General features: G+C 39.1%; 9 protein-coding genes. 7 read left to right on the plus strand and 2 right to left on the minus strand.

Annotated features, from left to right (window positions below; genetic code table 11):
- Positions 1 to 21 precede the first annotated feature (21 nt).
- Entirely contained in the window at positions 22 to 753 is a 732-nt protein-coding gene (gene pdxJ / locus AC5NT5_RS04160) for a pyridoxine 5'-phosphate synthase (RefSeq protein ID WP_002958712.1), read from the plus strand.
- 80 nt (positions 754 to 833) lie between these two features.
- Here pdxJ and barA read toward each other — a convergent pair whose 3' ends face one another.
- A complete protein-coding gene (gene barA, locus AC5NT5_RS04165; protein ID WP_024594975.1) occupies positions 834 to 3608 on the minus strand; it encodes a two-component sensor histidine kinase BarA in 2775 nt (924 codons plus the stop codon).
- A gap of 109 nt (positions 3609 to 3717) precedes the next feature.
- Between barA and rlmD the strand changes: the two genes are divergently transcribed.
- The 5 genes from rlmD (at position 3718) to eno (ending at position 11216) form a co-directional block, all read left to right on the plus strand.
- Positions 3718 to 5043 (plus strand): 23S rRNA (uracil(1939)-C(5))-methyltransferase RlmD, encoded by a 1326-nt coding sequence (gene rlmD, locus AC5NT5_RS04170; protein WP_024594976.1) that lies wholly within the window; start codon positions 3718 to 3720, stop codon positions 5041 to 5043.
- A gap of 8 nt (positions 5044 to 5051) precedes the next feature.
- Positions 5052 to 7208, plus strand: coding sequence for a GTP diphosphokinase (gene relA / locus AC5NT5_RS04175; RefSeq protein ID WP_024594977.1), 2157 nt, complete (start codon positions 5052 to 5054; stop codon positions 7206 to 7208).
- Positions 7209 to 7210: 2 nt separating this feature from the next.
- Positions 7211 to 8008: a nucleoside triphosphate pyrophosphohydrolase gene (mazG, locus tag AC5NT5_RS04180; protein WP_182696097.1), complete on the plus strand. Its 798-nt coding sequence runs from the start codon at positions 7211 to 7213 to the stop codon at positions 8006 to 8008.
- 162 nt (positions 8009 to 8170) lie between these two features.
- The gene (gene pyrG / locus AC5NT5_RS04185; RefSeq protein ID WP_033020682.1) at positions 8171 to 9805 is read left to right on the plus strand and encodes a CTP synthase; all 1635 of its coding nucleotides are present in this window, start codon (positions 8171 to 8173) and stop codon (positions 9803 to 9805) included.
- 112 nt (positions 9806 to 9917) lie between these two features.
- Positions 9918 to 11216, plus strand: coding sequence for a phosphopyruvate hydratase (eno, locus tag AC5NT5_RS04190; RefSeq protein WP_494513438.1), 1299 nt, complete (start codon positions 9918 to 9920; stop codon positions 11214 to 11216).
- A gap of 193 nt (positions 11217 to 11409) precedes the next feature.
- Here the strand turns inward: eno and mutH are convergent, their stop codons facing one another.
- A complete protein-coding gene (gene mutH / locus AC5NT5_RS04195) occupies positions 11410 to 12081 on the minus strand; it encodes a DNA mismatch repair endonuclease MutH (RefSeq protein WP_182672523.1) in 672 nt (223 codons plus the stop codon).
- Between the two features lie 530 nt (positions 12082 to 12611).
- Between mutH and rppH the strand changes: the two genes are divergently transcribed.
- Complete coding sequence (gene rppH, locus AC5NT5_RS04200) at positions 12612 to 13130, plus strand: RNA pyrophosphohydrolase (protein ID WP_002958704.1); 519 nt, start codon at positions 12612 to 12614, stop codon at positions 13128 to 13130.
- Positions 13131 to 13154 lie beyond the last annotated feature (24 nt).

Here is a 13154-nt window from a genome sequence, read left to right on the forward strand (position 1 = left end):
CGTAATTTTACAGGTAAGAAAATGAAAGATATTCTTTTGGGTGTAAACGTAGATCATATTGCAACACTTCGCCAAGCGCGTGGAACAAGCTATCCAGATCCAGCTCATGCAGCCAGTGTAGCAGAGCATGCAGGCGCAGACGGTATTACGATTCACTTACGTGAAGACAGACGCCATATTCAAGATCGCGACGTTTATGTAATGGCTAAAACCATTCAAACTCGTATGAATCTTGAAACCGCTGTTACCGATGAAATGATAAAAATAGCGCTTGAAGTAAAACCTGAGTACGTGTGTTTAGTACCTGAAAAGCGCGAAGAATTAACAACCGAAGGTGGCTTAGACGTAGCCGGTAATATAGATAAAATTAAAGCAGCAACAAAAACGCTTACCGAAGCGGGTATTAAAGTATCGCTATTTATTGATGCAGATAAAGCACAGTTAGATGCAGCCAAAGAATGTGGTGCTCCTTATGTAGAAATACACACAGGCGCGTACGCCGATGCAACAAATGATACTGATTTACACAAAGAGTTAGAGCACATTCGTGAAGGTGTAAAATACGCAGCAAGCTTAGGTTTGATTGTTAACGCTGGCCATGGTCTTCATTATCATAACGTGAAACCAATCGCTGCAATGCCTGAGATTTATGAGCTAAATATTGGTCACGCTATTATTGCTCGTGCAGCTATAGATGGGCTTGATAAAGCCGTACGTGACATGAAACGATTAATGATTGAAGCAAGAATGTAAGATAAGCAAACATAAGCATTTAAAAAGCTTAATTAAAAAACGCGGTAAATACCGCGTTTTTTGTATCTAAAATTCAAAGCTTATCTTTGCAGTTCGGTCACACTTGCATCTGCAAGTAGGTTTTCAAGCTCATCTTGTAACTCAAATAATTCAGGTTCAATATTCTCTAACAAGCATTTATTTTTAAGCGATGTTTCGATTGTTTCTGCGAGTGATTTAAGTTTAGGTACACCAGTGTAACAACATGCACCATGAAACTTATGGACAATACTTAACACTTGCTGGCAATCGTTACTCTCTATTGCTTTAGCAAGTAATGTAAGGGTCTCAGGGACACTTAAAAGTAGCATGTTAAGCATCTCTAGCGCTAACTCGCTCTTTCCGCCAGCACGCTGCAGGGCTTGTGCCCAATCAATTCTACTACTTTGAAATGGTGCAGGACTTTGTGGTGTATCTGTCTTAGCTTTGTCACGATTAACAGGAGTCTGTGGACTATGGTCGCTAATAATTTGTTTAAGCATATCTTCATCAATAGGCTTAGTTAAATAGCCTTTAAAGCCATCTTTTAGTAGTTGCTCTTTTTCGCTTTGAAGGGCGTGTGCCGTTACAGCGATAATGGGTGTGTCTTCATTAAGTGATGATTCTTGTATAAGCTTACATGCGGTTATACCGTCCATAATTGGCATTTGTATATCCATAAAAATTATGTCGTATTTATGACTTTTACTTAAACTGTATGCCTGTGAACCATTATGAGCCGTTTCTATTACTTCAATCTGTTCACTTAACAAAGTATGGAGAAGTTTTAAATTAGCATCGTTATCATCAACAACCAATACTTTTAACGGCAGTAGAGCTTGATCGTTTTGTTCAATATTATGAGTCGGGTGGTCAAGTCTGTAAGGTGCTGCAAGTACTTCACATAACTTACGGTGATTAAGTGGCTTACTTAAACATGCATCAGCTCCGCTGCCTATAAAGGCTTCTCGCATATTGTGCGATACAGTATTAAGCATTAAATATAAGTAATCAGTAGATTCACGCACGGCTTTTACATAGCTTTTTAGTTGCTGCATATCATCAACTGATGCCATATGGCCAATTAAGCAAACGTCATATTTATGTTCAGTATTTTTTATAGCGTCTAAAAAGCTAGTTTCGTTAAAGCATGCCGTAACGTTTGATTCCCACTGGGTTAATAACGAAAGTACGGCATGGTGCGTATGCTCATGTGGCTCTAAATATAAGATACGCTTACCAATGAGCGATTTAGTCGGTAAGTCATTTGTAAATACGTGATTTGGCAAACTAAACACACTATTGAATGTAAAGCAGGTACCGTTACCAGGCGCAGAATTTAACGTTATACGACCACTCATTGCTTCAACAATATGCTTGGTAATAATAAGACCAAGGCCTGTACCACCAAACTTACGTGTAATGCTTGAGTCTGCTTGCCCAAATGGAGTGAATAAAGAGTCTTGCTTATCCATAGGTATACCCACGCCAGTATCTGTTACTGACACAAGTAAAGAAGTGCGTTCGTCGTCGAGTAACCGATGACTTATGTCGACCTTAATAGAGCCTTTTTCGGTAAATTTAATCGCATTACTTAACAGGTTTATTAAGACTTGTTTAAAGCGAGTGGGATCGCCTGTTAAGTCATCCGGTACTTGTTGGTTAATGTAAATGGATAGCTCTAATTGCTTATCGTGTGCGCTAGGAGCGAGTAGTGTCATTACTTCATTTACAGCATCACGAAGTTGAAACTGAATCGACTCAAGCTCCATTGCCCCCGCTTCTAGTTTGGAGAAGTCTAAAATGTCGCTAATAATAGTCATTAAACTATTTGCTGAGAGCATAATAGTGTCGAGGTAATCTTTTTGATGTTTATTCAGCGGTGTTTTATAAAGCTGGCGTGTAAATCCAATAACACCGTTTAACGGAGTACGAAGCTCGTGACTCATTTTAGCTAAAAAGTCTGATTTTACACGGTTAGCATCTTGCGCTTCTTTTTTTGCAAACGAGAGCTCTATATTTGACGTTTCGTATTGCTCTAGTGTTTCGCGGTAGTCGCTTGTTGCTTGATCAATATTTTTTTGCATTTCATCTTTTTGCATCACCATAGTGTGAGCAATGGTGTTTAAGCCTTCTCGAAGTAACTCAAACTCACCAATCATGTTGTCGTTAAGGCCAGTACTTCTTTTACCTTCAACTAACTTGTCGGTTGCAAGTACTAACTTATTAAGCGGCGTCATAAACATGCGGCTCAACTTTAAAGCTAAAATAGCTGCAAACACCAATGATAAAATAATTACAATACCGCTAATTAATAAAGCTCTTTGTTGCCCTATAACAGCTTGGTCTTTATTTAGCTGTATAATAACGGTGCCCAGAGATGACTGAAAAGCCGACGGGTCCCATTTAGAATCGTGACTAGTATGGTTAATAATGGGTGTGAAAAATGTAACAAGCTCATCTGACTTTTGCACATGGGTGGTTTTTAAATTTATGAGCGTTTTTTGACTAATTAACTTTTCAAATGAGCGGTGATAATTACTGGTCATTAATAGCGCATTATTTTTATCAAAAATTGCAATCGACTTAATTGTAGGGGAGTGCTTGTTATGTGTGTAGCTTATAAGGCGATTCAATAGCTGTTTGTTTTTTTCAAGCATGGGTTGCTCAAGCGCAATAGCAAGGGGCTCAGAAATAGTAGTGCCTTGCTGATATAAAATTTCATCAAGCTCAATGTAACGATTTATTGTAAAATAGCCACCAAGTAGTAATCCTATGATCACCGTTGGGATCAGGGTCAGTGTTAAAACAGAATCGCGTAAGCCTAATTTGGTCATAATGAGAGCGTTTTATCGTTATTAGTATGACTTGAGTATATACGGTTCAACACGCATTCTAAAGCATCTAAATATAGGTGCTTCATAAATAAAGTTAAGGTAATGCCTAATGGCGCAAATTTTTAAAGCGAAAAAAAAACCGTTAAAGCAACAAACACTAGAATTGACTATAACGGGAATGGATCATCAAGGGCGTGGCATTGCTAAACATAACAATAAAGTATGTTTTGTAAGCGGTGCATTACCAAACGAAACAGTCAAAGCAACACTCGTCGAAGATAAAGCTAAATACAGCAGTGCAAAAGTAATTAAAGTTATTAAAGCGAGTGAATCAAGAGTAGATGCTTTTTGTGAGCACTATAATCAGTGTGGTGGTTGCCAATTACAGCATTTAGAAGAAAGCCAACAAGTTGTAGAAAAACAAACTGCAGTTACTCAGTTATTTAGTAAGTTTGCTAAATTAAACAGCTTAAACTGGCAAGCCCCATTATTAAGTAAACCTGTGCATTACAGACGCAGCGCTCGTATAGCTGTTATGTTTGATAAAGCAGCTAAAAAAATGCGCGTGGGTTACAGAGCAAGTGGCTCAAAAAATATTGTGAGTATTAATAAATGTGCAGTACTTGATGAAGTATTTACAGATGTTTTTACACTTTTTGATGATTTAATTAATCAACACAAAGCACTGCACAGTATAAGCCATTTACAGTTATGCCAAAGTGATAAACAAAACTTTGTTGTTATTCGTCACACTAAAGCAATTAATGATGATACAAAGGCTTTGGTTGAGCACATAACAAAAAGCCAGCAGTTTAAAATTGTATGGCAAAGCGAGAGCGATGCAATAGAACATTCACACTTAGCCATGCCATTTTATTATCTTAAAGAATTTGATCTAAAATTTGAATTTGGTTTAGGTAATTTTATTCAGGTAAATGCGCAAGTTAACGAAGCTATGTTAAAGCAAGCTGCAAATTGGCTTGATTTAAAAGGTGATGAAAATTTATTGGATTTATTTTGTGGGATTGGTAATTTCTCATTAGTGTTAGCAAAACAAGCAAAATCTGTAATTGGTGTAGAAGGTGTGACTTCAGCGGTTGCAATGGCTGCTCAAAATGCGCAAACTAACTCTATTACCAATGCGCAGTTTCATTGCTTTGATTTAACCCAAAGCATACAGAGCGCCCCATGGTTTAGCAAAAACTTAGATGTGCTTGTACTCGATCCTTCGAGGACTGGTGCTATGGCTGTATTAGAGGAATTACCTTTAAAGCAGTTTAAAACTATTTTATATGTCTCTTGTGACCCTGTTACTTTAGCCCGTGACAGCGCAATTATTTCACAAGCTGGCTTTGATCTTAATAAAATTGGGCTAATGAATATGTTTCCTCATACAGGGCATATTGAAACTATGGCGTTATTTCAACGGAGGTAGAACGCATTATGGTAGCTACACGACAATCACATCAACAAGATGAGACAACAGATTTTAGCACTCGGCTTTCATTTCTTGCCTTGTCTGAAGAAAAAACAGAGCTACTTACTAAAGCCCAAGCGCTCTGCGTAAAATGTGATAGTGAAAGCAGGCAAACTACTGCAATCGAAATGGTTGAAATTTTAGCTGAGCTAAATCTCGACCCCGAATCGTTAGCTACTGCGTATTTAACCCCGTATTTTTTAAACGACTTAATATCGCTTGAAACCATCGAAGAGCAGCTTGGGAATAACATTGCCATGCTGCTAACTGGGGTTGCACAAATGGCCACTATTAGTACTTTATCGCATCAAGGTAAAGGCACTATGCAAGTTGATAATATTCGAAAAATGTTATTAACCATGGTTGAAGATGTGCGCGCCGTGGTCATTAAGCTTGCCGAGCAGGTATGTCATTTACGCAATGTAAAAAATGCGGATGAAGAAGACCGCGTCATTGCCGCTAAAGAAACGGCTGATATTTTTGCACCATTGGCAAACAGATTAGGAATAGGGCAATTAAAATGGGAACTGGAAGATTTATCGTTTAGATATTTGCACCCAGGCACCTATAAAAGCATAGCCAAACAACTTGACGACAAACGCCTTACACGCGAAGCCTACATGGAAGATATGGTTGAGCAAGTAAAAAACCGTTTAAGTGAAGCGGGCATAGAAGCCCAAGTTTATGGTCGTCCTAAGCACATTTACAGCATTTATAAAAAAATGCAGCAAAAAAACTACGAGTTTGATCAGCTTTTTGATATTCGGGCAATGCGTATCGTCGTTGAACGCCTGCAAGACTGCTACGGTGCGCTGGGCATTGTGCACACCAATTGGCGTCATCTTAATAAAGAGTTTGACGACTATGTAGCAACCCCAAAGCAAAACGGCTATCAGTCAATTCATACCGTGGTATTTGGACCTGAAGGTAAAACGGTAGAGATACAAATTCGTACCAGCGACATGCATCAAGATGCTGAGTTAGGAGTGGCTGCACACTGGATGTACAAAGAAGGTGCATTACCAGGGCGCGGCTCGGGTTATGAGCAAAAAATCAGCTGGTTGCGTAAGCTACTCCAATGGCAAGAAGAAGTGGTTGATGGTGGCGATTTAGCAGAAGAGCTTAAAAACCAAGTAGTAGAAGATCGCGTATACATATTTACCCCAAGCGGCGATATTATCGATTTACCACTTGGCGCTACACCGCTTGATTTTGCTTACTACATTCACTCAAATGTGGGGCATCGTTGTATTGGTGCAAAAATATTCGGCAAAATAGTGCCGTTTACGCATCAACTTACAACAGGGGATCAGGTAGAAATACTCACCCAAAAACAACCAAATCCAAGTCGTGATTGGTTAAACCCGTCATTAGGATACATTAAGTCATCCCGTGCTAGAGCTAAAATCCACCACTGGTTTAAACAGCTCGACCGCGACAAAAACTTAAGTGCGGGGAAAGAAATTCTCGACAGTGAATTACAAAAGCTCAATTTAACATATAAAGATTTAGAGCCAGCCATTAAGCGTTTTAACTTTAAAGAGCTGGATGACTTAATGGTTGCGATTGGTGCGGGCGATGTTCGCCTCAATCAAATGCTTAACTTTGTAAGTGATCGGACAGAAGATGAGCCGGTTATTCGCATTAAAGCACCAAGTAAAGTAACTGGTGATAAAAACGGCATTGTGGTTGATGGTGTTGGCAGCTTAATGAGCCATGTAGCCAAGTGCTGTCGCCCAGTACCTGGCGATGAAATAATAGGTTATATAACCCAAGGTCGAGGAATAGGTGTTCATAAGGAAGACTGTGATTCGTTTAATAACTTAAAAAACCAGCATCCTGAGCGTGTTATTTCGGTAAGTTGGTCAGATGATATTAACGGCTCGTACGCACTAAGTATTAAAATAGAAGCCACCGATCGTTCAGGGTTGATACGCGATATAAGCTCAGTACTTGCTAATGAAAAAGTAAATGTTTTAAACATGAACGTAAATACGGTTGAAGATAATCAGTTAGCTATATTTACAATGCAAATAGAAGTACATGACTTATCGGGTACTAACCGTGTTCTTTCTAAATTACACCAAATTGAAGGTGTACATGATGCCAAGCGTGGTCATTAATCATGAATGATAATACAGCGCTTACACAACTTCTTAGCATAATGAAAACACTGCGAGATCCCAAGGGCGGTTGTCCGTGGGATCTCAAGCAAAATTTTAAATCTATTGTGCCGCATACGCTAGAAGAAGCGTACGAAGTTGCCGACTGTATTGAATCAGGCAACTTAGATGAGCTTAAAGGTGAATTGGGTGATTTGCTATTTCAAATAGTTTTTTATGCGCAGCTTGCACAAGAGCAAAATCTATTTGATTTTAATGATCTAGTAGAGCAATTAAACGATAAGCTTACCCGTCGTCATCCGCATGTGTTTGGTGAAAAAAAAGAGTTAACAGACGATCAATTATCGCAGCAGTGGCAAGCAATCAAAGCACAGGAGCGAAGTGCTAAAGCGCAAATCGAATCCCCTTCTTTTTGGCAAGATATCCCTGGCAATATGCCAAGCTTAAGCAAAGCCAAAAAAATTCAACAACGCGTGGCTTCCCTTGGCTTTGATTGGCCAACGTATCATGGTGCACTAGATAAAGTGAGTGAAGAAGTGCTTGAAGTAAAAGAAGCGATTGAGCAAGACCCGCTATCTGATCATACAGCGGAAGAACTCGGCGACTTACTTTTTGCCACTGTTAATGTTGTACGCCATGTTAAACGAGATCCCGAACAACTGCTTCGTAGCGCTAATGATAAGTTTTCAGCGCGTTTTGAAAAGGTAAACGCTTATTTGCATGCGCAAGGTAAAAGCTTAGATACAGCAACCTTTGAAGAGATGGATAGTGCGTGGGATGCGATTAAAAAAGTAAAATAGGCTTAATGTTAAATAGTGCACATTTTTTGTGCGCGTATTAGCTAATTTTAGCTGGATTGATAAGCAGTGTTTTGGTACAATTTCGCCCCGTCTTGATGATATACCCTTAGGCTCTTCTTTGGGTGTTATATTCCTTTTAATTCCTGATATTCTAGGGTTCGCATGAGTACAAAATTTATCTTCGTTACTGGCGGAGTTGTTTCTTCGTTGGGTAAAGGTATTGCCGCAGCTTCACTGGCCGCTATTTTAGAAGCCCGTGGTTTAAATGTTACCATTTTAAAGCTGGATCCTTACATCAACGTTGACCCAGGCACAATGAGCCCAATTCAACACGGTGAAGTTTACGTTACAGAAGACGGCGCAGAAACTGACCTTGATTTAGGTCACTACGAGCGTTTTATCCGTACCAAAATGACTAGTCGTAATAACTTCACACAAGGGCGTGTATATGAAGACGTATTACGTCGTGAGCGCCGTGGTGAATACCTAGGTGCTACTATTCAGGTTATTCCACATATCACTAACGATATTAAGCAACGTGTATACGACGGTGCTGAAGGTTATGATATTGCTATTGTAGAAATTGGCGGCACTGTAGGTGATATTGAATCACAACCGTTTATTGAAGCAATTCGTCAGATGGGTACTGAAATTGGTCGCGAACGCGCGCTATTTATTCACTTAACGCTAGTGCCATTTTTAGGCCCTGCCGGTGAAGTTAAAACGAAACCAACTCAGCACTCTGTTAAAGAGTTACGCTCAGTAGGTATTCAACCAGATATTCTTATTTGTCGTTCAGACCGTAAACTACCTAATAATGAGCGTGCAAAAATCTCATTATTCACAAACGTAGAAGAAAAAGCGGTTATTTCACTACCCGATGTAGACAGTATTTATAAAATTCCTGCGTTATTAAAAACACAAGAATTAGATAACTTTGTATGTCGTCGTTTTCACTTAGATCCACCAGAAGCTGATTTAGCTGAGTGGGAACAAGTACTTTATCAAGAGTCTAACCCAACGGGTGAAGTGACCATTGGTATGGTTGGTAAATATATTGAATTACCAGATGCGTACAAATCGGTAAACGAAGCATTAAAGCATGCGGGTCTTAAAAACCGCCTAACAATCAACATTGAATACGTAGATTCACAAGACTTAGAAAGCAAAGGTGTTGAATTACTTTCACACTTAGATGCTATTTTAGTACCGGGTGGATTTGGCGGACGTGGTGTTGAAGGTAAAATTTTAGCAGCTAAATATGCACGTGAAAATAAAGTACCATACTTAGGTATTTGTTTAGGGATGCAAGTAGCATTAATTGAATATGCACGTAATGTTGCAGGTTTAACGGATGCAAACTCTACAGAATTTAATGCAAATTCAGAAGCGCCTGTAGTTGGCTTAATTACTGAATGGCTAGATGCTGAAGGTAATGTTGAAACACGTAGCGAAAAATCTGATTTAGGTGGCACTATGCGTTTAGGCGCACAAAAATGTCATTTAACGCCTGGTTCTAAAGTACATGGAGTATATGGCAGCGACGAAATTGTTGAACGTCATCGTCATCGCTACGAAGTAAATAATAACTTCGTAGAAATACTTGAAAAAGCAGGCTTAAGCTTTACTGGTTTATCAGAAGATAAAAAACTGGTAGAAATTATCGAAAATAAAGATCACCCATGGTTTATTGCCGCGCAGTTCCATCCGGAATTCACGTCAACGCCACGTGATGGTCATCCGTTATTTGAAGGGTTTGTAGCAGCTGCGCACATCCACCAAAAAGCGAATTCGTAATTTTAAAAGCCGTGCATATTGCACGGCTTTTTTGTTTTAAGGGCTGACTAAGCTATATAAAACGTAGTAAAGTTAGCTGAACTCACCATTTTGGGAATATAGAGGAATCAAGATGTCAGAAATCGTAAAAGTAATCGGTCGCGAAATTATGGACTCGCGTGGTAACCCAACTGTTGAAGCAGACGTACATTTAGCAGATGGTTCTTGGGGTCGTGCAGCAGCACCTTCAGGCGCATCTACTGGTACTCGTGAAGCATTAGAGTTACGCGACGGTGATAAATCACGTTACTTAGGTAAAGGCGTATTAAAAGCAGTTGGTTATATTAATAAAGAAATTGCTGATGCTTTAGCTGGTCAAAATGCATTAGATCAAAACGCTGTTGATAAAGTGATGCTAGATTTAGATGGTACCGAAAATAAAGAAAAATTAGGTGCAAACGCAATCTTAGCTGTATCACTAGCAACTGCGAAAGCAGCTGCACAGTCTAAAAAAGTTGAGCTTTATGAGCATATTGCTGACTTAAATGGCACACCAGGTGTTTACTCTATGCCACTTCCAATGATGAACATCATCAATGGTGGTGAGCACGCAGATAACTCTGTAGATATTCAAGAATTCATGATCCAACCTGTTGGCGCTAAAAACTTCCGCGAAGGCCTACGTATGGGCGCTGAAGTATTCCACAGCCTTGCTAAAGTGCTTAAAGCTGATGGTCATTCAACAGCGGTTGGCGATGAAGGTGGTTTTGCACCTGACCTTGCATCTAATGAAGCGGCTCTTGCTGCAATCAAAGTAGCTGTTGCAAACGCAGGTTACGAGCTAGGTAAAGATATTACTTTAGCGATGGATTGTGCTGCATCTGAGTTTTACGATAAAGAAGCAAACATCTACGATCTTAAAGGTGAAGGTAAAAAATTCACTTCTGAAGAATTTAACTTCTTCTTACAAAATCTTACTAATCAGTACCCAATCGTTTCTATCGAAGATGGTCTTGATGAGTCTGATTGGGATGGCTTTGCACACCAAACTAAACTAATGGGTGATAAAATCCAATTAGTAGGTGATGATTTATTTGTAACAAACACTAAGATTTTAAAACGTGGTATCGACAACGGTATTGCTAACTCAATCTTAATTAAGTTTAACCAAATCGGTTCTTTAACTGAAACTTTAGCTGCAATCAAAATGGCTAAAGATGCTGGTTTTACTGTTGTTATTTCTCACCGTTCTGGTGAAACTGAAGATTCAACAATTGCTGATTTAGCAGTGGGTACGGCTGCAGGTCAAATCAAAACAGGTTCATTGAGCCGTTCTGACCGTGTTGCAAAGTACAACCAATTGCTACGTATTGAAGAGCAATTAGGTGATAAAGCACCGTACAACGGTCTTAAAGAAGTTAAAGGTCAGTAATTCTATTTTATATAGAATCTAACTTTTAACTTTAGATGATAAAATCCTCGCCTATGCGGGGATTTTTTATGCCTGATACTTTTTCCAAAGAGATGAAAATAAATTGTAGGCTTTAAGCTTGTTGATGTACGCAGCACTAAAGAGTGGAACACAAAAGTATAACGCTTTATTCATACTTTAACTTCTTACGTACTCATAGCTGAAACTGCTGCTTTAAAATATCACCTGTAAAACTGGTTTTTAAATAAAAACCACGGGGTAGAGTTTTAATTATTTGCCCATTTGGGCCAATAGCATCAGTGACTATTTTACTATGAGCAGCTTTAGGGCGTATTTGCATAGCATCGCCTAAATGGCCTGATATTTCGTCGACTCTACCTAGCGCAATTAGCTCCATTTGCTCTTCCCAGTCGCGTTGTAACAAAGCGTCTTGTTCAGGTGAAGGCTGCCACAAAAAGCCGCTGCCGATAGTTCTGTCAAACGGCGCAATATCACGTTCGCTTAAAATTGGCAGCCATAAAACATGATTTAGTTTTTTACGCACAGAGCTGGTATGCCACGTCATTCCCGTTACGTTCATTAAAGGTGTAACCGATACAAACGTAGTTTCCAGTGGCCTACCTTTATAAGAAATAGGCAGTGTTTTTAGCTCAATTCCTAAATCTTCAAAATCGGGGAGGGGTTTTGAGCCTGCAGTAGCGCCTAGTACGTATTCAATGAGTTGCCCAGTCCAGCCTTTTTCACGTAGTAAATCATCTGGCGTTTTAAAATTATACTTGTTAGCAAGTTGTCCTAGCGTTAATCCGGCAATACTGTTAACGCGTTGCATTAAGTCGTTTATTGAGTGTGGTTTTGTAGGTCGCATATTCTTAATTTCGGTTGTATAAATACCACAGCCATGATAGCAAATAGGCTAAGCCGTGGATATCTTTAAGGTTGTACGTTTTTTGCTCGCCTGTTGTTTGTGTTAATTTTGCACATATTGAAATTAAGCTACTTTACTTTAAGTTACTGACTCTGCAGGTTTTTTTAAATGTGCACGTTCAGTTTTGATTAAGCCATTTAAAAGTTGTAAGGATAAATACAACTATATGAACATGTTTATCCACAGAATCTGTGGAGAAGCTAAGTTTTAAGATCTAATATTGTGGATTTGTTTGCAAAATGAGCGTGTTTTACAAAAGTTATGCACAAACTGTGAGTAACTAGAGGAAAACAAGAACCGCAATAGCTTTGCTGAGTTATTTTCTAAATATTTACCTATTCTCTATTAATTTATCAACATACTAAAAGCTTAAACTTAGCTCACTAATTGGCTTGGGTATAATAGTATTTGCCGTATTGCGGCTAATGTGGAACAATCATTAAAAATCGACTTACAAATGAGGCACTAAGGTGATTGATGCCGAAGGTTTTCGTGCCAATGTCGGAATTGTGATTTGCAATAATCAGGGACAGGTTTTTTGGGCCAGACGTTATGGTCAACACTCTTGGCAATTTCCCCAAGGTGGTGTTGATGATGGCGAAACTGCAGAACAAACCATGTACCGTGAATTACACGAAGAAGTAGGGTTGCGACCAGAAGATGTAGAAATAGTCGCAAGCTCAAAACATTGGTTACGCTATAAATTACCCAAACGATTAATCCGCCGAGACTCTAGTCCGGTGTGTATTGGGCAAAAACAAAAATGGTTTTTACTAAAATTACGCTGTAAAGACGAAGATGTAAATTTACTTAAAACCCATCATCCAGAGTTTGATGATTGGCGCTGGGTAAGTTATTGGTATCCTGTAAGACAGGTTGTATCGTTTAAACGGGATGTTTATCGACGAGTAATGAAAGAGTTTGCTCCTTTCGCCATGCCTTTTAATAAGAGAGAACAACATAAAGATCATTGGCGAAGTAAAAGGTAGTAATTTCTCGATACAATAAAGGAG

It is taken from the genome of Pseudoalteromonas sp. J2K-J599, from assembly GCF_059295115.2.